The sequence below is a fragment of the Marinococcus sp. LNHM4E3-1 genome (genome assembly GCF_056034405.1).
The window spans coordinates 45395-67108 of the sequence record NZ_JBQLID010000002.1; the positions used below are offsets into that span (position 1 = coordinate 45395).

Here is a 21714-nt window from a genome sequence, read left to right on the forward strand (position 1 = left end):
CCTTTAGGTTAACGTAATGTCCCGCGGCCCGGTGTAATTGACTCTCGGACGGAACAAACGGTTATTGCTGTGCTGCTCGATCACGTGGGCCCCGAGTCCGGCTGCCCGCGATGCAAAAAAGATAGGCGTATACAGGTCAATGGGGATGCCGAGCAGATAATACACCGGCGCTGCATAATAGTCCAGGTTTGGATGCAGGCCTTTTTCTTCTGCAATAAGCTCTTCGCCGCGTACGCACATATCATACAGGTCCATGCGATCCTGCTTTTCCGCGAGTCGGTGCAGCGATTTTTTCATCAACTGGGCGCGCGGGTCCATTTTTTTCATATATACCCTGTGGCCAAATCCCATGATCCGTTCTTTGTTGGCCAGTTTTTCCCGGAAGAGCCGCTCGACTCCGTCCGGGGTGCCGGCTTCCAGCAATAGATGCATAACGGCTTCGTTGGCTCCCCCATGCAAAGGACCTTTCAGAGAAGCTACCGCCCCCGTGAAGGCACCATACATATCGGCCTGGGTGGAAGCAATCACCCGGGCTGCAAAGGTAGAGTTCGGCATTTCATGCTCAATGTAAGCCACAAGAGACTGATCAAACACTTCGGTTTCCAATGCTGTAGGCGTTTTCCCGGTGAGCATGTGAAGCATATTGGCACTAAAAGACATTGAAGGGTCTGGAGAAATTAGCGGTTCATGCTGCTGTGTACGATAGCTGCCCGCCATAATGGCAGGTATAGCACCGAGCAGTTTAACCGCTTTTTCCTGGTTTGCTTCTGGGGAATGGTCATGCATATGCTTCTCGGAGCCGGCAAGCAGGGAAATGCCGGTACGGAGCATATCCATGGCGCTCATCGAAGCAGGAAATAATGAAAAGGAAGAAGTCAGAGATTCGGGCAGTTCGAGCTGTTGATAAAGGCGGTCCTGGAAAGACTCCTTCTCTGCTGCGTTTGGAAGAGAGCCGTAAAGCAGCAAATAAGCAACATCCAAAAAATGACGGTTTTCTGCTAATTCAATCAGGTCGTATCCGCGTATAACAATTTGTTCCTGATCGACATCAAGATAGGAAATCGACGTCTCGGCGGCAATAATACCTTCGAGTCCGGGGCTGTACTCGTTCTCTGCAGACATAGTGGTGCCTCCTTTATTTTTAAAGCGTTTTCAAAAACGGTTAAAAATATAAGCTGTTTCTTTGTATAATTGTATACAATTATTTGGAAAAAGGCAAAACCCTTTTCGACGTGCTGCTAGAAAGAAGAAATATGAAATTCAAGCGTTTCTTTCGTAGAGGCTAAGCTTCTGCGAATATGGGCACGCATGTAATGCTCGGCCGCCGGGCCATCTTTTTGTTCGATAGCAGAGAGGATTTTTTCGTGTTCAGATACTGGAGTGTCGATTGTATAATCAGGGTGCCGGTATCCGCTGAGTCGCCGGTATCTTTCAAGGCGGCTGTTCAGCTGGTTTAAAAACTGAACCGCCGTAGGCGAAGCGTGTTCATATAATAAATGATGGAAGCGGCTGCCATACGTAATGGAAGTGAATCGTTCATCTGCTTCAGCCATATGCAGAAGTGCTTCTTTCATAGCTGCTACAGCCTCAGAGGATGCCCGCATGGCAGCTTCTTTAGCCACAAGTCCTTCGAGCGCTTCCCGGACGGCAAAAATATCGACGGCTTCTTCAATGCTGAGCGCCTGGACTTCCATACGTCCATTCGCTTTTTTTACAATTAATCCTTCGAGCTCGAGACGGTAGAGCGCCTGACGGAGCGGCGTACGGCTTACTGCGATTTCTTCAGTTAACTGTTCCTCGCGAAGCGCCTGCCCTGGAGAATAATGAAATTCAATAATGTTTTGCTTTAAAGCCTCGTAAGCTAAATCGCTTACGGATACACGGCGTCTCTGCACAAGTCACCGCTCCCTTCGGTTTGATTTTGTCTATTATAGCAAAAAAGAGACCGGCACTGGGCCGATCTCTTTATTCAGTATTCTTCTCCGACTGTGGTGCGACCCGGAAGGCACGGAAGGTGTACGTAAACATTGCAAGGGCGAACAGAGAAATCAGGGTCAGGGCGAGATAAACATTAGAATAAATGGCACTGCTGCCTCCGGAAGCAAACGGGTTCAACGAAGTGGTTACGCCCTGAATTTCCAGCACAGCTCCAAAGATTGCGCTGCTGAAGGCTCCAGCCATAAAGTTCATCAGGTTGAACATGCCAATGCCGACGCCTGTTTCATTTTCTTTAAGAACAGAAGACAAAATATTGGCGGTCGAGCTCTGGATAAGAGGAAAGCCTATATAGGCGATGATTAGAACAACAGAGACAGCGACCGCGGAAACGCCGGCAAACCCGGAAAGCAGTATTGTTCCAAAAGCAATGAAAATCAGGGCGGCGATAACGACTACTTTTGGGCCGTGACGGTCTGCAAGGTCGCCCCCGGTGCGTCCGAGAAAGCCGGCAAGTATTGCTCCCGGAAAGATAACAAGGCCGATCTGCGTAGTGGAAAGTTCATACAGCTCTCTAGTCATAAGCGGAATGATAAACAAAAGTCCGAACATGCTGCACACTCCGAGAAAGCTCGTCAAAATGGTGACGGTATAATATTTGTTTTTCAACAGGGACGGGCGGATGAAAGGATCATCCGCTTTCGCCGTCCGAACAGAGAAAACAGCCATAAAGACAATAAACATAAATAGAAAGATCCATTGAAGAGTAGTCACAAACAGTAAAATTCCGGCGATGGCTGCTCCGAAAAGCGCGGCTCCTAAATAATCGATAAACCCGGAGCGTTTTTCTTCATCCGGCAGCCATTTTCTGAGAAAAGGCAGGGCTAAAAGCGATAGAATAGAGAATAAAAACAAATAACGCCAGCTGAGCCATCCTCCGAGCAGCCCGCCAACAATTGGCCCCACGCCGGAAGCGAAGGCTACTGTAGAAGAAATCAGACCAAAGACGCGGCCTTTATCCTCCGGGAAAAAGCGGGCAGGTATCACAAACCCGAGTGCGGGAATGGTTGCTCCGCCTGCCGCCTGAAGCACCCGGGCGACGAGAAGCATGACAAAGCTTTGAGAAAAAAGGCCGAGCGTTGCACCGGCGGCAAAAAGGATGATGCCAAAGGTAAGCAGAGCTTTAATGGAATAAAAGTCTGCTAATTTTCCATACATCAAGGCCCCGATAGCGTAGACCATAATGTACGAGGTAAGCACCCAGCTGACCTGGGAGGAAGGAATGCCGAAATACGACTGGATATCCGGAATAGCTACGTTAAACATGGTGCCGTTCATAACTGCGATGGTTAAAATCAAAGCTACCAGAAAAATAAGCTTCTTTTTCTGAGCCGGGCCGACGTGTAAAGACTCATTCGTCATAAAATTTCACGCTTTCTATTATTAGTTTCAGGGAAGTTGTTTTTGTATGGAACTATCATATATTAACTGAAACAAAACCTGGAAACAAATATAATGAACGAGGATGTCCAGACACTTCGACGAATCACAAAGTCGTCATTCTCGTCTTTAAGATTATGTGATAATATAAAGTGGTGGATTTGTGTATATGAAAAATTACTGGGAAGTGTATCTCAGCTGACTTTTACTGTGTTTTAAAGACTTATTACATAGAGTACGGCTATAAATGGCAGGTCTGCACCGAGCAGAATATAGAAAAATTAGAATAGGAGAGTCTCACTGTGTATATAGATATAGATGGGATTAACGTGAACTACCATGTTTCCGGCGAAGGGGAGGATGTCGTCTTATTACATGGATGGGGCGCAAACATTCAAGCATTTGCCCCGGTGCATCAATCGCTGGAAAAGAACTTCCGGGTCTGGTCTATTGATTTTCCAGGCTTTGGTCAAAGCGGAGAGCCGCCCGAATCCTGGACGGTCGGTGACTACACTGAAATGCTGAAAAAATGGCTGCAGAAAACCGGTATAGAGAACCCGATTCTCATCGGCCACTCCTTCGGAGGCCGGGTTTCGATTAAGTACGCAGCGGCGGGCAATCCGGTGAAAAAAATTATTTTGGTGGACAGCGCGGGTGTTAAGCCAAAACGAAAGCTGAAATATTACGTAAAAGTATATACGTATAAAACCTTTAAAAAGCTGCTGAAGCTGCCGGGATTAAAAAATCGTGAGCAGGAAATTCTAAACAAGGTCAAAGGCCGGGTCGGATCGGCAGATTACCAAAATGTTTCCGGGGTGATGCAGCAGACTATGGTGAAGGTCGTCAATGAAGACCTGCAGCACCATTTTGAGCATGTTACGTCTCCAGTACTGCTCGTATGGGGAGAAAATGACGAGGCCACTCCTGTATCGGACGCCAGGATCATGGAGCAGAAAATGCCAAATGCGGGCCTTGTCGTGCTGCGCGGGGCCGGCCATTATTCGTACATTGACAATTTAAATGAGTTTTTAATCATCATTGATCACTTTTTAAGAAACGAAAATCAGGAGGCCGCACAGCATGATTAACACTATATTAGCAATTCTATACCTTGCGGCTTGGGCTTTTTACACGGTGCGCTTTACGAAACGGAGCACACATATGCTTCAGCAGAATTCCTACAAGAACGAGCGCTTCTGGGGATGGATTAAAGGGCACGCTTCGAGAGCATTTCCGATCCGGAACACGATCGGCCTTGTAGCTGTTGTGCCGTTTCTTTTCGGAGCAGAAGCATTAGGGCTGATTATTGGCTTCCTTTATTTTCTTTTTATGGCCCTGACCATGCCGCAGCTGCAGGAGAAAAAGGCACTGGTAATCACGGCGCGGGTGAAGCGGTTGTTTATCACCATCAGTGTTCTTTTTGCGCTGTTTACTGCAGCAGGGCTTCTGCTGGGTAACACGGCTTTATTTTATACGTTTGGGTGGCTCGTGTTTTTAACAGTCATTGCGACGATTCTTACGTATTTTATTACAATGGGCGCAAACTATATTAATTATCCAATGGAACGGAAAATCAGTCAGCACTACGTCAATGATGCAGAACGAATTATTAAATCGATGCCGGATCTTGAAGTTATAGGCATCACGGGAAGCTACGGGAAAACAAGCACGAAGCATATGCTTGAAACAGTTCTTTCCTCTGAATTTAATACGCTCATGACACCGGAAAGCTACAATACACCGATGGGTGTGACGAAAACGATCCGTACGATGCTGAAGCCCTACCATGAAATCTTTATTGCTGAAATGGGCGCGAAAAGGCCGGGAGACATCGAAGAAATCTGTGACATTGTGCACCAGCGGTACGGCGTTTTAACGGCGGTAGGCGAGCAGCACCTCGAAACATTCAAAACGCTCGATAATATCAAAAAAACCAAATTTGAAATTGTCGAAACGCTTCCGCAGGAAGGTACTGCCTTTGTAAATAAAGACGATGAAAACATTATGAGCTACGAGCAGCAGAATCAATGCCGTACGATTTACTACGGCATCGATGCCGAAGATCTGCACTACCGGGCCAAAAATATTGGATACTCTTCCAAAGGGACGTCGTTTACCGTGGTAAAATACGACGGCACCACTGCAGAGATTCAGACCAAACTGCTCGGCCGCCATAATATTTATAATATTTTAGCTGCTGTGGCCATTGGGTCCGAGAAGGGCATCTCGTTTGAAAAAATAGCGAGAGCGCTGCGGAAGGCACAGCCGGTGGAACACCGTCTGGAGCTTAAGAAAACGAACGGGAACATTACGATTGTTGATGACAGCTTTAACTCCAATCCGGTTGGCTCTAAGATGGCTATGGAAGTATTGAGTCATATGCCGGAATACAAAATTGCCATAACACCGGGAATGGTTGAGCTTGGGGAAAAAGAATACGAATTAAATAAAGCGCTCGGTACTTACATGGCAGATGCGTGTGATTTCATTATTTTGGTCGGGAAGAAACAGACTGTACCGCTTCAGGACGGATTAAAAGAAAAAAATTATCCGGAAGAGCAGCTGTACGTTGCCTCAGATCTTCAGGACGCTTTGGCAAAAATGAACGAAATTGCCACCCGGCCATCTGTGGTACTGCTTGAAAATGACCTTCCGGATTCATTCAACGAGTAAAGACATGGGGAGTGGAATAATATGAAAACGAGAATAGGAGTATTTTTCGGCGGCATTTCTGTCGAACACGAGGTTTCTGTCATTTCAGCTGTACAGGCTATGGAATCCATGGATGAAGACCGTTACGAAATTGTTCCGATTTATATCAATAAAGAACGAAAATGGTATACCGGCGATATTTTAAGAGACATTGAAGCCTACAAAGATATGTCGAAATTATTGAACGAGGCTCAGCAGGTGCTGATTACGTACGGAGAAGAAGACAATGTTGTCCTTCAGAAAAAGCCCGCACCTAAATTTGGTAAAAAAGAAGTGGCAGCCATTGATGTTGCTTTTCCAATTGTTCACGGAACGTTCGGCGAAGACGGAGCGCTTCAGGGGCTGTTTGAGCTTTACGGCCTGCCTTACGTCGGCTGCGACGTAGCCTCTTCGGCCGTAGGCATGGATAAGGTGATGATGAAACAGATTTTAAGAGACTCCCGTCTGCCAGTACTAAATGATGTCTGGTTCTACAGCAACCACTGGGCAGAGGATACCGAAAGTGTCATTGCTATGATTGAAGAAAGTGTGCCTTATCCGGTAATTGTAAAGCCGGCTAACCTTGGTTCAAGCGTCGGTATCGGCACAGCAAAAAATCGGGAAGAACTGGAGCAGGCGGTGGAAGAAGCCACTGAATTCGCAGGGAAAATTCTCGTGGAAAAAATGCTTGAAGGTATGACAGAGGTGAACTGCTCTGTTGTTGGCGACTACGAGGACGTAGAAGCATCAGTGATTGAAAAGGTGCTCAAAACAGATGAAATATTGAGCTATAAAGACAAATATCAGGGCGGTAAAAACGGTAGTTCATCCAAGGGGATGGAAGCGACAGATCGGGAAATCCCGGCGCCCATCACAGAGGAAAAAGCAGGCGAAGTACGGGAGCTGGCCAAGGATACGTTCCAAATTCTCGGCTGCAGCGGCGTCTCCCGAATCGATTTCCTGATTGAGGACAGCACCGAAACAGTATTTGTAAATGAAATCAATACGATCCCGGGCTCGCTTTCCTTCTATCTATGGGATCCGGCTGGGAAAAGCTACAGCGAATTGATTCACCAGTTAATTCAATTGGCATTAAAGCGGAAACGGGAAAGAGAAAGACTGACGTTTTCAATCGATTCCAACCTGTTTTCTCTTCAAAGCGGCCAGGGAAGTAAAGGCGGCACAAAAACAGGCTCTGCATCCAATCGACAATAATTGTTCAGCCGGCCTGTGATGACAGGCCGGCTTTTTATATGCTGACAAAGCAAAATATAAAAATATCAAACTTTTTTGAATATAGTAATTTGGTTGCAAGAGAGGAAAAAATGCTTTAGAATACTTTATTGTAGCAATGAAAGAAAACTTTAATTCAGCTTACGGCCCGTTGGTCAAGTGGTTAAGACACCGCCCTTTCACGGCGGTAACACGGGTTCGAATCCCGTACGGGTCACCATACATAAAGCTGCTTTTGCCGAAAGGCATGTAGTGAGTTTTCCACGCGCCGGTCTAGCTCAATTGGTAGAGCAACTGACTTGTAATCAGTAGGTTGGGGGTTCAAGTCCTCTGGCCGGCACCACGTGGAGGGGTAGCGAAGTTGGCCAAACGCGGCGGACTGTAAATCCGCTCCTTCGGGTTCGGCGGTTCGAATCCGTCCCCCTCCACCATTAATACGAGCCATTAGCTCAGTTGGTAGAGCATCTGACTTTTAATCAGAGGGTCGGAGGTTCGAATCCTCCATGGCTCACCATTGTAATTATCCATGCTTTGAACTGCGGAAGTAGTTCAGTGGTAGAACACCACCTTGCCAAGGTGGGGGTCGCGGGTTCGAATCCCGTCTTCCGCTCCATTATTTGACGAGCAGGATAAGCAGTGATAGTATGAACAGTATTGATTTATATATAGATTATGCGGGTGTAGTTTAGTGGTAAAACCTCAGCCTTCCAAGCTGATGTCGTGGGTTCGATTCCCATCACCCGCTCCATTTTTGTTAAATCAAATATACTCAGGGGGCCTTAGCTCAGCTGGGAGAGCGCCTGCCTTGCACGCAGGAGGTCAGCGGTTCGATCCCGCTAGGCTCCACCAAACAACATGAACGCATTCAGCCTGAAGGGCTGTTTTTTTTATGTCAATTTTAAGGCTTTTAACCCTTCGGGGGTGAATGTCTGAAAGAATCATGGTAGAATACGCGGGCATAGAAAAACTCTTATGCATTTACGAAGAGTGCATAAGAGTTTTACGGGATATAAGCTCATATTTATTTAAAAGAACATCCAGTTCCTTACTTAAAGCCAGGACATCATCCGAAACCAGAGAAGCCGTATGAGTGGAAGTCAGTTGATGGAGTCTGTCTCTTGTTTGTTCTATTTCCTGCCGTAAATATTGTTGAGACAAACGTTCTTCACCTCCTATTTTGTTCATGTTTACATTATTACCCATTTTAACTCATTTTCAAAGGTATTTATGCCATATTTTCCAAAATGTGACTATGGTTCTAGAGGGTGCATAAATAGTAATATGGATAAAGATAGGGGATGAAAACCGTGTTACAATTGGATGAATTGAAAAAATTACCATAGTAAATATGTCTTAAGCAGCCGAAGGCTGTTGAATAAATGAAACGGATAGACTTATTGAACGTATGTATAGTCCCACGAGGTGGAGGTCGCCAAATGGATGCAACAGTGAAACGGCTAGTGAAAGAAGTGAAAAAAGACGGAGATCAGGAAGCTTTTCGGGAATTGGTTGATTTGTATAAGGACAAGGTTTATCAAATCGCCTATCGGATGGTGGGCAATGCCTACGAAGCTCAGGATATGGCTCAGGAAGCATTTTTGAGAGCATATGCCAACATTGAGAGCTATGACGAAAAAAGAAAATTCTCCACCTGGCTTTTCCGTATTACGACAAATCTTTGCATCGATCGTCTCCGTAAGAAAAAGCCGGACTATTCCCTGGACGCAGAAATACCCGGAGCGGAAGGGCTCGATGGATATTCGCAGCTTTCTTCGCCGGACAAGCTGCCGGATGAACAGGTTGTGACAATGGAAATGCAGGAGTGGGTGCAGGAAGGGATATTGAAGCTGCCGCCGAAATACCGGACAGCTATCGTCCTTCGCTACATTGAAGATCTTTCCATTCAGGAAATCAGTGACATACTGGATCTTCCCGAAAATACGGTGAAAACGCATGTGCACAGGGGGCGCGAAGCTTTAAGAAAACATTTGGGAAACACGTGAATGAGGGGGTGGGACCATGGCTTTAAACGAGCGGGAGGAAGAGTATATCCAGCGCTACATTGACGGCGATATGGATGAACGCGAAAAAGAAAAGTTCCATACGTACATCAAAAAAAATCCAGAATGCGCGCACCGTCTCCAGGAATTGAAGCGGACAGTGACAATAGTGCAGGGAGCTTCGCACGTTTGGGCTCCGGAGACTTTTACTGACAGCGTCATGAAAGAACTGCCTAAGAAAAGAAAACGGACAGCCTGGAAAACATGGTCCAGGCAGCATCCTGTGCTGGTTGCAGTTTCCATGTTTATTGTGCTGATGGCTTCAAGTGTGCTTTTTGCCTGGAATGATCAGGCGGGAGCTGAAATGACGGTCACTGGCGACCGGGCGAACGTAAATATTGATTATGATAACAACGCAGTAATCATACCGGAGGATGAAACAGTGCAGGGAGATTTAACCGTTCGAAACGGAGAGGTTGATGTGCATGGGAACGTAAATGGGGATCTTACGGTGATTAATGGGGAGCCGTACATGGCTTCGGCGGGCAGCGTTTCCGGCAATATTGAGGAAGTGGACCAGGTGCTTGAGTGGATCTGGTACCATACGAAACGAATAAGTCAGGAAGCCTGGCATATGGATGACGAAGAAGCGTCATAATACAGGCGTTTATAAAACAGCAGCAGGCTTTCGGCAGAGCGTGCTGCTGTTTGCATATTATTCCGGAGACAAACTGTATAATAAAATTTGCCGAAAATCCAAATAAAGCACGCAGAGAATAGAAGTGATTGTGATATAATATAACCGTTACTTTGCTTACGCGATAGAATCAATTGGAGGAAGTGCCATGTTTGCTGGACAAGATTTCGATTTACTTAACATCATACGAATTGTCGTAGACATATCGCTGGTGGCGTATGTCATTTACAAAGCAATCACGATTATCCGGGGCACTCGGGCCGTCCAGCTGGTAAAAGGCATTGCTGTTATTTTAGCTGTTTGGTTTATAAGCAGTTTTTTTGGTCTGCGGACGCTTCAATGGATTATGGGGAACTCGGTTACATACGGACTGCTTGCAATTATTATCATATTTCAGCCGGAGCTCCGGCGTGCCCTTGAACAGCTCGGCAGGGGAAGGCTCTTCGGGAGAGCTTCTTATGTAGAAGAAGACGAAACGTTAAAAACTATTGATGCCATTATGAAATCAACAAAGTATATGGCGAAAAGGCGTATCGGGGCGCTGATTTCCATCGAACGCGAAACAGGAATGAATGATTATATTGAAACCGGCATTTCCATGGATGCAAACATTACATCAGAGCTGCTGATTAATACTTTTATTCCGAATACTCCGCTTCATGACGGGGCGGTAGTGATGAGAGAGAACAAAATAGCCGCCGCTGCCTGCTACCTTCCTTTGTCAGAAAACCCCTTTATTTCAAAAGAGCTGGGCACAAGGCACCGTGCCGCTCTCGGGGTGAGTGAAGTAACGGACGCACTTACGCTGGCTGTGTCGGAAGAAACCGGCAGCATATCCATTACTAAAAACGGAGATCTTCACCGTGATGTTGATGAGGAAACACTCCGTAAAATGCTTGAAAAGGATTTGATGGCAGAAAACAATTCATCGAGTATCTGGCAGTGGGGAGGGAAAAAAGATGGATAAGCTTTTTGCAAACAAGTGGTTTGTCCGCTTTATCTCTCTTGCTTTTGCCGTGATGCTTTACTTAATTGTGAATATGGATCCTACGGTAAATAATGCCGGGGTCGTGCCGGACGGGGAAGATCAAACATATACAATCGAAGATGTGAACATTACCCCGGAGTACAATGAAGAAGAATATGCTGTTACAAATATGACTGAGAACGCAGATGTTACGCTCGCCGGTTCACAGACGGCTATTATGCTGTTTCGTCTCTCCCGGTCGGACAGTTATGAATTATATTTAGATATGCAGAATCTGGGCGCCGGAACACACAACGTTCAGGTAAGCCACCGGGATTTTCCGACAGACCTGGAAGTGACTCCGTCACCGGAGTACGCGACAGTGACGCTTGAGGAAAAGCAGGAAACGACCTTTCCGCTTGAAACACAAATTTTGAATGAAGAGCAGAATCAAGAGTTTTCTTTTGGGAACCCGACCGTCAGCCCCGAGGAAGTGACGGTGAGCGGGGCCGGAACAATTATCGAACAAATTGACCGGGTGGTTGCCCAGGTGGATGTATCTGAAGCAGATGGGGACATCAATGGAAACTTCCCGATAGTGGCGCTCGATACGGAAGGCAATGAACTGGACGTCAATATAGAACCGCAGGAAGCATCAGTGGAGTTGTCTGCTGATGCTCCTTCAAAAGAGGTGCCTGTGAACGTCGAACGAACGGGAAGTTTGAGTGCAGATACAGCAATTAGTGAAGTCACGGTTTCCGATGAAGCAGTAACTATTTACGGCAGCGAGGAAGCAGTGCAGAGTACAGAAAGCATTAATGCGGCTCTCGACTTGAATGAAATCAGTGAAAGCGGAACGTATGAACTGGATGTACAGCTTCCGGATGGCATCCAGCGGACAAATCCTGAAAATTTAAGTGCATCTGTGACGATAGAGGGGGAAGAACAGGCTACGCTTGAAGATGTGCCTATTTCTATTGTGAATTTGCCTTCAGGGGCATCGACGAGCTGGGTAAACCCTTCGTCAGGGCAAATGGATGTACAAATATATGGAGATGCGGGGGCACTTGAAGGTGTAAGCGCTGAAGATATTACGCTGGAGGCTCTTTGGAGCGGCAGCGGCTCTTCGAATGAAGAGTCCTATATTCTTCCTGTGGAAGCGGGCGGACCGCAAGGAGTGCAGATTTCTCCAGCGAGGGAGAATGTGGAAGTAACCCTTCAGCAGGAAGAAAGCGGAGACGAAACGGAAGAAGAAACAGAGCCGGAAAATGAGGCGCCGGAAGAGCAGCAAAACGAAAATACAGATGACCCCGGAGAGTCTGGTCAAAATGAAGGGGACGGCGGCTCTTCCGGTCAGGATGATTCGACAGAAGGTGCAGAAAACGGAAGCGGATCAAATGAACAGGATACAGAAACAGATCCGCAAACAGATACTGGGGACACAGAAGAAGACGGAACCGGAGACACAGAAGAACCTCCTGCAGAAGATGAAGAGGAAGCTCCTGCGGACGAAAATAATGAAACAGACGAAGAACAGCAGTAAACACCATCAGGGAATTGTGTAAGAATAAAGGAGAGATTTAACCATGGGGAAATATTTTGGTACAGATGGAGTCAGGGGTGTTGCCAATACAGAGCTTACACCGGAGTTTGCTTTCCGGCTTGGGCGTGCGGGCGGCTATTTGTTAACGAAAGATCACGAACAACCAAAAGTGCTAATAGGCAAGGATACACGGATCAGCGGGGAAATGCTTGAAGGGGCGATGGTGGCCGGGCTTCTTTCCATTGGGGTGGAAGTGATGCGCCTGGGAACCATTACCACTCCCGGAGTAGCTTATTTAACCAAGGCAGTCAGTGCTCAGGCAGGAATTATGATTTCTGCTTCGCATAACCCGGTTGCAGATAACGGCATCAAATTTTTCGGAGCAGATGGGTTCAAGCTGAATGACGAGCAGGAAGCGGAAATCGAGCGCTATCTTGAAGGAGACGACCAGATGCCTCGCCCGGTTGGAGGACAGCTTGGAAGCGTCAATGATTATTTTGAAGGCCGTCAGAAGTATCTCCAGTTTTTGAAAAATACAGTCAGTGAGGACTTCTCGAGTCTGCATATTGCTCTCGACTGTGCAAACGGGGCAGCCTCTTCTTTAGCTCCGCATTTAATGGCAGACCTTGAGGCTGATATTTCTACCATTGGAAACAACCCGGACGGAATTAATATTAACGAGGGTGTCGGCTCCACACATCCGGAAGCTCTGGCTGCTTTCGTTGTTGAAAAAGGCGCGGACCTCGGTCTTGCCTTTGACGGCGACGCGGACCGGCTGATTGCTGTAGATGAGAATGGCGATATTGTTGATGGGGACCAGATTATGTATATTTGCGGCAAGCATCTGAAGCAGGAGCTGATGCTGAATAAAAACACGGTAGTAACGACGATTATGAGCAACATCGGCCTGCATAAAGCTCTTCGGGAGGTTGATGTTGAAACGGTGCAGACAAAGGTGGGTGACCGTCACGTCATGGAAGAAATGCGGGCAAACGGATACAGCCTGGGCGGAGAACAATCCGGGCACCTGATTTTCCTTGATTTAACCACCACAGGAGATGGAATGCTGAGCGCATTGCAGCTCGTGGATATGGTGAAGAAATCAGGCAAAAAATTATCGGAGCTTGCCGCTGAAATGCCGAGGTTTCCACAAAAGCTGGTTAATGTCCGCGTAACGGATAAATACGAGGTGGAAAATAATCCAAAGGTTAAAGAAGTGATAGACCGGATTGAAGCTGAAACCGGGGACAAAGGAAGAATTCTTGTGCGTCCTTCCGGCACCGAGCCGCTCGTCCGGGTGATGGCGGAGGCTGAAACAGAAGAGCTGTGCAACAATTACGTAAAAGAAATTGCTGACGTAGTCCAGGCAGAAATGGGCTTGGATAAATAATTATAATGCGCCGGGGCCGCCCCCGGTGTTTTTTTACGTTTAAAACAAATTAATTCCGGCAACGTTGATATGGGGACGTAACTTTTTTATGCAGATTGCGACTAATATTAAGTGTTTCTTAAAAATAGGAAATATACATATTTGCATGAAAAAATTTCACAATTTCACAATTGATTACAGCAAGCAGATAGCGTATTATTATGTATAAATCTAGTGAAGAAAGGAGCAGGAGTAAAGTTTCATTATTGAAAGCGCTTGGACTGTTTTGGAACGAACAACAAAACAGTTGACGAGGTGGAGGTTTATCGAGTAATCGGCGGATGCCTCCCGGCTGCATGTCTCAGCTGAAAGTACTGGCTCAAATCATGAAGGCGACTTCGTGGCTAAAGGCCAGGACACAGGCATAAAACTGGTAAATAGAATTGTGAATGAGCACCCGTGAAGATAACATCAATAAAAAATTAAACGAGACGAGTGGGGCATCAGTAAATGTCCCGCGACATATGCTTATGCCCCGCCGATTATTAGGAGGGTATCCACGTATGTGTGGAATTGTAGGGTATATTGGAAATGAGCAGGCGTCGGACATTTTGTTAAAGGGACTTCATAAACTCGAGTACCGGGGGTATGATTCTGCAGGTATAGCGGTAGTGGACAACGACGGAGTTAGTGTATACAAGGAAAAAGGGCGTATTGCCGCTCTTGAAGAAACGGTAAACGGCCAGGCTTCCGGAACGATAGGCATCGGCCACACGCGCTGGGCGACACACGGAGCACCGAGCCGGGACAATGCGCACCCGCATCAAAGCATCAGCGGCCGCTTTACGCTTGTACACAATGGTGTCATTGAGAACTATCAGCAGCTTCAGCAGCATTACCTTGACAGAGTGTCTCTTCGCAGCCAGACTGATACGGAAATTATCGTGCAGCTTGTAGAGAAGTTCAGCCAGGAAGGGCTCAAAACAGAAGCTGCCTTCCGGCGTACTTTGGCTCTTCTAAAAGGATCCTACGCTTTGGCATTAATCGACAACGATGATGAAGAAACCATCTATGTCGGAAAAAATAAGAGCCCGCTCCTCGTTGGTTTAGGAGAAGGGAAAAACGTTATTGCTTCGGATGCGATGGCAATGCTTCATACGACGAAGCAGTTTATTGAAATTATGGATGAAGAAGTCGTTATTGTGACGCGTGACTCTGTTCAGGTAAAAGACCTGGAAGGAACCGTTCAGACTCGCGAGCCTTTTGTGACAGACATTGATGAGTCCGATACAGAAAAGGGCACGTACGACCATTTTATGTTAAAAGAAATTGATGAGCAGCCGTTTGTTATTCGCAACATCATCCAGAAATACCAGGATGAAGATGGAGACATTAAGCTTGAAGAAGATATTCGTGCGGCGATCAATCATTCGGACCGTATTTATATTCTGGCAGCAGGTACAAGCTATCATGCCGGGCTTGTAGGTAAGGAAATGATCGAGAAAATTGGGCAGAAGCCGGTGGAAGTACACATTGCGAGCGAGTTTTTGTATAACCAGCCGCTTCTTTCTGAAAATCCGTTGTTTATCTTTATCTCCCAAAGCGGGGAAACCGCAGACAGCCGTGGTGTGCTTGTAAACGTGAAAAAACAGGGGCATCCGTCAATCACAATTACGAACGTTCCTGGATCGACGCTCTCCCGGGAGGCAGACTTTACGCTTCATACGTATGCCGGTCCTGAAATTGCAGTTGCTTCAACGAAAGCATACACTGCGCAGATGGCTGTAATGTCGATCCTTGCTATGGACATTGCCCGTGCCCGCGGTATTGAATCTGACTTCAATGCTATTCAGCAGCTGGGGCTCGCGGCCAACGCCATGGAGACTCTTTGTGACCAAAAAGATGTTATGGAAGGCATTGCGAAAGAATACTTGAGTGAAACCCGCAACTGCTTCTTCATCGGCCGCGCGCTCGACTATCACGTTGTGCTTGAAGGTGCATTAAAGCTGAAAGAAATTTCGTATATTCAGGCTGAAGGGTTTGCCGGCGGCGAGCTGAAGCACGGCACAATTGCGTTAATTGAAGAAGGCACGCCGGTCATTGCAGTAACGACGCAGAACCACGTGAACCTAAACACGCGTGGCAACCTGCAGGAAGTGGTGGCCCGCGGCGCGAAACCGTGCGTTATTGCTTCGGAAACCAATCAGCAGGAAGGCGATAATATTGTGCTTCCGGATATGCATGAAGTGATGACTCCGATCGTTTCGGTCATTCCAATGCAGCTTATTTCTTACTACGCAGCGATGCACCGCGGCTGCGATGTAGACAAACCGCGCAACCTGGCAAAAAGCGTAACTGTCGAATAGCTAAAAGTTTGGCAGGATAGCAAATATACACTAAGCGCCCATTGGACGACATCCAATGGGCCTTTTTTTAAAGGAAATGCTGAATAACACAGAAAAACAAACGGTAATGTGAGTCTGAATCAACCTAGGCTGAAATAACTATAATTTATAGGAAATTTTACTGGTATTAGGTATAATAAGGAAGATATATTGTACTTAACCGCTGCTATTGAAGTGATGTACAAAAATGGGAAAACAATATACTGCTGTGAAAATATCATATTCAGGGGGAAAGACTGTGGAAATAGCTTCGATACTGCCGGTTGTTGGTACCGCTTTTGGTTTTATATTAGTTGCCTCCTGCATTATTTTACTGATCGCAGTACAAAGAAAAATCGTCGTTTCTTTGATGGCAGCCGGCCTCCTTATAGGCGGATCCAGTATGTACTACTTAATTCAGCAGGACAGTAAGGTTTATCTCGAAAAGGTCTCATTGGGCTCTGCAGAAGAAACGGCTGAGTCAGGGGCGGCAGATCTTCGTCAAATAAGAAGTGAAAAAGAAAACGTTAAAACTGCTGCTGTAGAATCAGGGGCTTTGAATAGCTCCGAGGTGAACGAAGCCTACGAACAGGAAATCTTAAAAGAAATGGAATACATCAGCATTCAGCTTTCTTCAACTACAGAAGCGCTGAAAGCGTTGAATCAAAATAAAAATTCAGACTATTGGCACCGGGCGAATGAAGAATTATTATCTCTCGACGGAGCTTTAAACAAAGCACAAGAGATCGTTTACGAGCCTCAGGGCTATGAAAAATTTCACTCGGCCTATCAGTATACGTTGACAGAGCTGTTGGACTATTCAGATCAGCTGAGTTTTGCAGCTGAAGAGTATTATTACGACCAGGATGCAGATTTGCTTGAGTACTACATGTTAAACCGGGAGTTTCCCGAAAATGTGAAAGAGGCATTTGATATAATAGAGGACGAAGAAGAGGTTTTTCAGCATGAGAATTTGAATGAAGAAATAGACATTCTTTTTCCCGAAAGATAATAGCGGCTGGTGAAACTAAAAGTCTCTGCGGACGATATAGTAAATTTTTATTAAGTACATCGAGATGAGGGTGAAGCGGTTGTCGTATTTGTTTTTACTTATTGGTTTTGCGCTATTGATTAAAGGAGCCGACTTTTTTGTGGACGGTGCCTCGAAAATTGCCGGTAATTTAAAAGTGTCCCCGCTTTTAATCGGGCTGACGATTGTTGCCTTTGGCACAAGCTCTCCGGAAGCGACGGTGAGTGTACTTGCTGCTTTGGACGGAAACGCTGGCGTCGCCCTTGGTAACGTAATTGGAAGCAATATCTTTAACATTACGCTGGTGATTGGCGTTACTGCTTTAATCGCCCCCCTCGCTGTCGAGAATGAAACAGTGAGAAAAGAAATTCCTTTCACACTGCTTGCAGGGGTCGCGCTTCTTATTCTAATGAGTGACACTGCCCTTCAGGCACTTAGTGAAAATGTCATTACACGCAGTGATGGTTTTGTGTTCCTGCTGTTTTTTACCGTGTTTTTATATTATATATTTGAAGTTGCCAGAAGAAACCGGGCTGCTCAGACAGTTGACCAAACGATCTCCCCAATTGCCCCGTGGACAAAAAATATACTGCTGACGGTCGGCGGACTTGCAGCCATCATTTTTGGCGGGGACCTGGTGGTCGACAGCGCGACTGAAATTGCGCTTGCGTTTGGTATGAGCGAAACACTGGTCGGTCTTACGATCGTTGCCATTGGGACTTCTTTGCCGGAGTTGATTACATCGATTACAGCGGCGTTTAAAAAAGAAACAGACATAGCGATCGGTAATATTGTCGGAAGCAATATTTTTAATATTTTCTTTGTACTCGGCGCTGCCTCCGTGATCTCTCCACTTGCTGTAGAAAGCAAAATTTTTATGGACATTTCGCTTATGATTATCCTGACAGTGCTGCTGCTCGTTTTTTCGAGAACCAATTTCAGGATTGGCCGCCGGGAGGGAGCGGTACTTGCAGCTGCGTATATTATTTACCTGATTTATATTATTCTTCGAAACTAAATATAATTGTTGAACTGCCTGGAAGTTCCGGGCAGTTTTTTGATGTCATTTCCAGGTGCATCTGGTTACACATGTTTACTATTTCCTGTCAGCAGGTAACTAAAAGAAGTATTACCTTAACAATGAAAAGGAGCACTGATATAGATGGATATTAATAAACAGCAGCTGGGTGGACAGCCGAAGCAAAGCCAGCCGGAACAGCCGGGCATTGAATCAGAGATGACCCCATTGCCAATCCAGCCTCTCGATTACAAAGGGAGCGGAAAGCTTACAGACCGGGTGGCATTGATCACCGGTGGGGACAGCGGTATCGGCCGCGCAGTGGCGATTGCCTATGCAAAGGAAGGCGCCCATGTAGTGATTAATTATCTGGAGGAAGAGCAGAGTGACGCCGATGAAACGAAAAAACTGATTGAGAACGAAGGCGTGCAGGCCTTGCTTCTGCCCGGCGATGTTTCGGAGGAAGAGACGTGCAAATCGTTGATTGAAAAGACATTGGATAAATTCGGCAAACTCGATATTCTTGTAAATAATTCTGCGATTCAATTTCCAACGAGCGATTTGCAGGACATTTCGCTGGAACAATGGGATAAAACGTTCAAAACCAATGTATATTCAGTCTTTCATATGACCAAGTTTGCGATTCCTCATTTAAAAGAAGGAAGCTCTATCATTAACACTACCTCCATTAATCCATACACGGGCAACCCGAACCTTATTGATTACACCTCCACCAAAGGTGCCATTAACGGCTTTACCCGAAGTATGGCAGCCAACCTTGTCGGTAAAGGTATCCGGGTGAATATGGTAGCGCCGGGGCCAATCTGGACGCCGCTGATCCCGTCTACATTCGACGAAGATTCGGTGGCGGAATTCGGAACCTCAGCCCCGATGGGACGTCCGGGCCAGCCGTCGGAACTGATGGGTCCTTATGTGCTGCTTGCGTCGGATGAAGGCTCCTATATGACCGGCCAGTGCATTCATGTGAACGGCGGAATGTACACATCATCTTAAGAGAATCAGGAGGAACCGCATGAAGCTGAGTGATTTAACAGAAATTGAAGTTCAGAGAAAAGTAAATGACTACTTCCGGTTGGCAGATATTAAGCTGAAAGATGAAGAAATACGGAAGATTCAGATTAATGATTTCGGTCTCGGGCGCCTGGACGAACTGGGTCTGCAGCTGTTCGTGTATATTAATACGGACCGGTACTGCGCTAAAGAATGGGTGCTCTTTCCGCGCCAGACGTGTCCGGAGCATCTTCATCCGCCAGTAGAATCAGGAGATCCGGGAAAGCAGGAAACATTTCGCTGTAAATTTGGCACCGTTTATTTGTATGTAGAAGGAGAAGCGACTCCAAATCCAAAGGCGAAGCCCCCGGAACAGGACAGAGATCAGTTTACAGCAGCCCGCGAAGTAATACTAACAGCAGGGGATCAATACACGATCCCTCCAAATACAAAGCATTGGTTCCAGGCAGGAGAAGAGGGAGCCGTAACCGCGGAGTACTCCTCGACGAGCACTGATGAGCATGATATTTTCACGCATAAAGATATTTAATCGAATGCCTCATTCATCCCTTCAGCCGTATTGGCTGGAGGTTTTTAATTATCCATAAAAATCCATTTTCCCTATAAACTATGCGGTGGTTATTACGATAATAATAGTAAGACATTAGTTTAAGGAGGAAAATGGTGAAAAGATTAATACAAAAGCTTAAGCTTGGCACGAAGCTGAACATAATTATGGCTGCAGTTCTGATTGGTTTTTCTATTGTGATTGGTTTTATTACGTTTGATCAGATAAAAAAGGGTGTGGAAGAAACAGCTGTAGAAAAAGCGGTTTCCGATTTAAATTTAGGCTATGAATACATAAACAGTGAATATCCCGGCGAGTGGCGTATTGAAGATGGGAATTTAATGAAAGGGGAAACGACCATCAGCGGAAACACCGGTATTGTTGATTTCATCGGGGAAATGACCGGGGGGACCGTAACTATTTTCATGAATGACACACGTGTAACGACAAACGTGATGCTTGACGGAGAGCGTGCTGTCGGAACGCAGGCTTCAGATGAAGTGGTGGAAACGGTGCTGCAGGATGAAGCAATGTATACAGGAGAAGCAGACGTAGTGGGCACGAGCTATCAAACAGCGTATGAGCCCATTTACAATGAAGCGGGAGAGCCTATCGGCATGTGGTATGTAGGTGCTTCGCAGGAAATACTTGATGAAATTACCGGCAACGCCCTCATTACCTTTTTAATTGTTTTAATGATCACCGGCATCGCAGCGATTGGGGGCGTATTTTTATTTTCACGCAGGGTATCCAAAAGACTTGGACGAGTGACCGGCGCCCTGACAGCAGCGGGGCAGGGAGATTTCACCACAGAGCTTTCAGACCCTTCAGATGATGAAATAGGCCGACTGACAGCAGGATACAATCAAATGCGGGAAAATTTAAGCGCGCTTGTAAAACAAATTTTAGATACTTCTGAGCAGGTAGCGGCTTCCTCTGAGCAGTTTAGTGCGAGTGCGGAGGAAACAAGCTCGGCCGCGGACGAAGTGTCCCGTGCGGTCCAGGAAGTATCCAGCGGGGCAGAAAACCAGGCCCGGAGCATGGGAGAAACAAAATCACTGGTCGCCGAAATTTCCGGCGGCATGGATCGTATATCAGGAAATATCTATGCAATTAATGAATCATCGTCGATAAATGTCGAAACGGCGGAGAACGGCTCGCGGGTTATACAACAGACGCTTGGGCAGATGTCATTGATTCAGGACAAAACAAACTATACTGCGACGTTTATTCATCAATTGGAAAACAAGTCCGGCCAGATAAATGATATTATTTCGCTGATCACCAATATCGCCAATCAGACCAACCTCCTTGCGTTAAACGCAGCTATTGAAGCTGCACGCGCCGGGGAAAGCGGCCAGGGGTTTGCAGTAGTAGCTGAAGAAGTGCGGAAGCTTGCGGAGCAGTCCGGCAGTTCCGCGAGTCAGATTGGCTCGCTTATTAAAGATATCCAGGCAGACATCCAGGAATCGGTCACATCGATGGAGGATGGGAAAGAAGCCGTAGAAGGAGGAATCCGTCAGGTAAAAGAGGCGGAGAGTGCCTTCCAGTCGATTTCAGTGTCAACTAAAGACATCGCGGTTCAGCTCGAGGAATCCTCAGCAGCTGTAGAGCAGATGACGGCCCGGGCAGAAGCATTGATGCATTCTGTCCAGGCTGTCGCTGATATCGCCGACCAGTCCATGGAGCACACGCAGAATGTTGCTGCCTCCTCTGAAGAGCAGAACGCTTCCATGCAGGAGATATCATCTGCATCAAGCACCCTTGCACATATGGCAGAAGAGCTTGGGCAGTCCGTACGCTCATTCAAGGTTTAAGATCAGCAAAA

General features: G+C 46.5%; 18 protein-coding genes and 7 tRNA genes. 21 read left to right on the top strand and 4 right to left on the bottom strand.

The genetic code is table 11. From position 1 onward, the window contains the following. Positions 1–3 precede the first annotated feature (3 nt). From mmgD to ACTRXI_RS02315, 3 genes are all read right to left on the bottom strand, one after another. A complete protein-coding gene (gene mmgD, locus ACTRXI_RS02305; protein ID WP_474260889.1) occupies positions 4–1122 on the bottom strand; it encodes a citrate synthase in 1119 nt (372 codons plus the stop codon). Between the two features lie 116 nt (positions 1123–1238). Further along, positions 1239–1895 carry a GntR family transcriptional regulator gene (locus ACTRXI_RS02310; RefSeq protein ID WP_474260890.1) on the bottom strand — a complete coding sequence of 219 codons (657 nt, stop codon included), beginning with the start codon at positions 1893–1895 and terminating at the stop codon, positions 1239–1241. Between the two features lie 70 nt (positions 1896–1965). Further along, positions 1966–3357 (bottom strand): MFS transporter, encoded by a 1392-nt coding sequence (locus tag ACTRXI_RS02315; protein ID WP_474260891.1) that lies wholly within the window; start codon positions 3355–3357, stop codon positions 1966–1968. A gap of 320 nt (positions 3358–3677) precedes the next feature. Here ACTRXI_RS02315 and ACTRXI_RS02320 point away from each other — a divergent pair, with 320 nt between their 5' ends. From ACTRXI_RS02320 to ACTRXI_RS02365, 10 genes are all read left to right on the top strand, one after another. Continuing rightward, positions 3678–4463 (top strand): alpha/beta fold hydrolase, encoded by a 786-nt coding sequence (locus ACTRXI_RS02320; RefSeq protein WP_474260892.1) that lies wholly within the window; start codon positions 3678–3680, stop codon positions 4461–4463. Then, positions 4456–6048: a UDP-N-acetylmuramoyl-tripeptide--D-alanyl-D-alanine ligase gene (locus ACTRXI_RS02325; protein WP_474260893.1), complete on the top strand. Its 1593-nt coding sequence runs from the start codon at positions 4456–4458 to the stop codon at positions 6046–6048. Before ACTRXI_RS02320 ends, ACTRXI_RS02325 begins: the two co-directional genes overlap by 8 nt. A 21-nt stretch (positions 6049–6069) precedes the next feature. After that, positions 6070–7281, top strand: a complete 1212-nt coding sequence (locus ACTRXI_RS02330) for a D-alanine--D-alanine ligase family protein (protein ID WP_474260895.1) — start codon at positions 6070–6072, stop codon at positions 7279–7281. Positions 7282–7444: 163 nt separating this feature from the next. Then, positions 7445–7519, top strand: a tRNA-Glu gene (locus tag ACTRXI_RS02335). Positions 7520–7566: 47 nt separating this feature from the next. Next, positions 7567–7642, top strand: a tRNA-Thr gene (locus tag ACTRXI_RS02340). Positions 7643–7645: 3 nt separating this feature from the next. Then, positions 7646–7730 (top strand) — tRNA-Tyr (locus ACTRXI_RS02345). A 7-nt stretch (positions 7731–7737) separates the two neighbouring features. Then, positions 7738–7813 (top strand) — tRNA-Lys (locus ACTRXI_RS02350). Between the two features lie 24 nt (positions 7814–7837). After that, positions 7838–7912, top strand: a tRNA-Gly gene (locus tag ACTRXI_RS02355). 61 nt (positions 7913–7973) lie between these two features. Then, a tRNA-Gly gene (locus ACTRXI_RS02360) sits at positions 7974–8047 on the top strand. A gap of 25 nt (positions 8048–8072) precedes the next feature. Then, positions 8073–8148, top strand: a tRNA-Ala gene (locus ACTRXI_RS02365). 129 nt (positions 8149–8277) lie between these two features. On the opposite strand, the gene ACTRXI_RS02370 is transcribed toward ACTRXI_RS02365, so the two are convergent. After that, the gene (locus tag ACTRXI_RS02370; RefSeq protein ID WP_474260896.1) at positions 8278–8502 is read right to left on the bottom strand and encodes an aspartyl-phosphate phosphatase Spo0E family protein; all 225 of its coding nucleotides are present in this window, start codon (positions 8500–8502) and stop codon (positions 8278–8280) included. Positions 8503–8735: 233 nt separating this feature from the next. Between ACTRXI_RS02370 and sigW the strand changes: the two genes are divergently transcribed. The 11 genes from sigW (at position 8736) to ACTRXI_RS02425 (ending at position 21703) form a co-directional block, all read left to right on the top strand. Beyond that, positions 8736–9302, top strand: coding sequence for an RNA polymerase sigma factor SigW (sigW, locus tag ACTRXI_RS02375; RefSeq protein ID WP_474260897.1), 567 nt, complete (start codon positions 8736–8738; stop codon positions 9300–9302). Positions 9303–9318: 16 nt separating this feature from the next. Then, a complete protein-coding gene (locus tag ACTRXI_RS02380) occupies positions 9319–9957 on the top strand; it encodes an anti-sigma factor (protein WP_474260898.1) in 639 nt (212 codons plus the stop codon). Positions 9958–10144: 187 nt separating this feature from the next. Further along, entirely contained in the window at positions 10145–10963 is an 819-nt protein-coding gene (gene cdaA / locus ACTRXI_RS02385; RefSeq protein ID WP_022794289.1) for a diadenylate cyclase CdaA, read from the top strand. Then, positions 10956–12506, top strand: coding sequence for a CdaR family protein (locus tag ACTRXI_RS02390; protein WP_474260899.1), 1551 nt, complete (start codon positions 10956–10958; stop codon positions 12504–12506). The genes cdaA and ACTRXI_RS02390 overlap by 8 nt, the downstream gene beginning before the upstream one ends. Before the next feature lie 43 nt (positions 12507–12549). Further along, positions 12550–13896: a phosphoglucosamine mutase gene (gene glmM / locus ACTRXI_RS02395; RefSeq protein ID WP_474260900.1), complete on the top strand. Its 1347-nt coding sequence runs from the start codon at positions 12550–12552 to the stop codon at positions 13894–13896. A 542-nt stretch (positions 13897–14438) separates the two neighbouring features. After that, on the top strand, positions 14439–16241 hold the full coding sequence (glmS, locus tag ACTRXI_RS02400) for a glutamine--fructose-6-phosphate transaminase (isomerizing) (protein ID WP_474260901.1): 1803 nt from the start codon (positions 14439–14441) through the stop codon (positions 16239–16241). Between the two features lie 277 nt (positions 16242–16518). Further along, on the top strand, positions 16519–17271 hold the full coding sequence (locus tag ACTRXI_RS02405) for a hypothetical protein (RefSeq protein WP_474260902.1): 753 nt from the start codon (positions 16519–16521) through the stop codon (positions 17269–17271). A 79-nt stretch (positions 17272–17350) separates the two neighbouring features. Next, the gene (locus ACTRXI_RS02410; protein ID WP_474260903.1) at positions 17351–18307 is read left to right on the top strand and encodes a calcium/sodium antiporter; all 957 of its coding nucleotides are present in this window, start codon (positions 17351–17353) and stop codon (positions 18305–18307) included. Positions 18308–18451: 144 nt separating this feature from the next. Beyond that, the gene (locus tag ACTRXI_RS02415) at positions 18452–19321 is read left to right on the top strand and encodes an SDR family oxidoreductase (protein ID WP_474260904.1); all 870 of its coding nucleotides are present in this window, start codon (positions 18452–18454) and stop codon (positions 19319–19321) included. A gap of 19 nt (positions 19322–19340) precedes the next feature. Beyond that, positions 19341–19868 carry a D-lyxose/D-mannose family sugar isomerase gene (locus ACTRXI_RS02420; RefSeq protein ID WP_474260905.1) on the top strand — a complete coding sequence of 176 codons (528 nt, stop codon included), beginning with the start codon at positions 19341–19343 and terminating at the stop codon, positions 19866–19868. 131 nt (positions 19869–19999) lie between these two features. Beyond that, positions 20000–21703 carry a methyl-accepting chemotaxis protein gene (locus ACTRXI_RS02425; protein ID WP_474260906.1) on the top strand — a complete coding sequence of 568 codons (1704 nt, stop codon included), beginning with the start codon at positions 20000–20002 and terminating at the stop codon, positions 21701–21703. Positions 21704–21714: the final 11 nt, after the last annotated feature.

What these genes read in the sequence shown, in the direction of transcription:
- ACTRXI_RS02415 (WP_474260904.1), top strand. Translation starts at nt 18,452, where the DNA reads ATGGATATTAATAAACAGCAGCTGGGTGGACAGCCGAAGCAAAGCCAG.
- ACTRXI_RS02425 (WP_474260906.1), top strand. Translation starts at nt 20,000, where the DNA reads ATGGTGAAAAGATTAATACAAAAGCTTAAGCTTGGCACGAAGCTGAAC.
- cdaA (WP_022794289.1), top strand. Translation starts at nt 10,145, where the DNA reads ATGTTTGCTGGACAAGATTTCGATTTACTTAACATCATACGAATTGTC.
- ACTRXI_RS02325 (WP_474260893.1), top strand. Translation starts at nt 4,456, where the DNA reads ATGATTAACACTATATTAGCAATTCTATACCTTGCGGCTTGGGCTTTT.
- ACTRXI_RS02330 (WP_474260895.1), top strand. Translation starts at nt 6,070, where the DNA reads ATGAAAACGAGAATAGGAGTATTTTTCGGCGGCATTTCTGTCGAACAC.
- ACTRXI_RS02390 (WP_474260899.1), top strand. Translation starts at nt 10,956, where the DNA reads ATGGATAAGCTTTTTGCAAACAAGTGGTTTGTCCGCTTTATCTCTCTT.
- ACTRXI_RS02370 (WP_474260896.1), bottom strand. Translation starts at nt 8,502, where the DNA reads ATGGGTAATAATGTAAACATGAACAAAATAGGAGGTGAAGAACGTTTG.
- glmM (WP_474260900.1), top strand. Translation starts at nt 12,550, where the DNA reads ATGGGGAAATATTTTGGTACAGATGGAGTCAGGGGTGTTGCCAATACA.
- ACTRXI_RS02315 (WP_474260891.1), bottom strand. Translation starts at nt 3,357, where the DNA reads ATGACGAATGAGTCTTTACACGTCGGCCCGGCTCAGAAAAAGAAGCTT.
- glmS (WP_474260901.1), top strand. Translation starts at nt 14,439, where the DNA reads ATGTGTGGAATTGTAGGGTATATTGGAAATGAGCAGGCGTCGGACATT.
- ACTRXI_RS02420 (WP_474260905.1), top strand. Translation starts at nt 19,341, where the DNA reads ATGAAGCTGAGTGATTTAACAGAAATTGAAGTTCAGAGAAAAGTAAAT.
- ACTRXI_RS02380 (WP_474260898.1), top strand. Translation starts at nt 9,319, where the DNA reads ATGGCTTTAAACGAGCGGGAGGAAGAGTATATCCAGCGCTACATTGAC.
- mmgD (WP_474260889.1), bottom strand. Translation starts at nt 1,122, where the DNA reads ATGTCTGCAGAGAACGAGTACAGCCCCGGACTCGAAGGTATTATTGCC.
- sigW (WP_474260897.1), top strand. Translation starts at nt 8,736, where the DNA reads ATGGATGCAACAGTGAAACGGCTAGTGAAAGAAGTGAAAAAAGACGGA.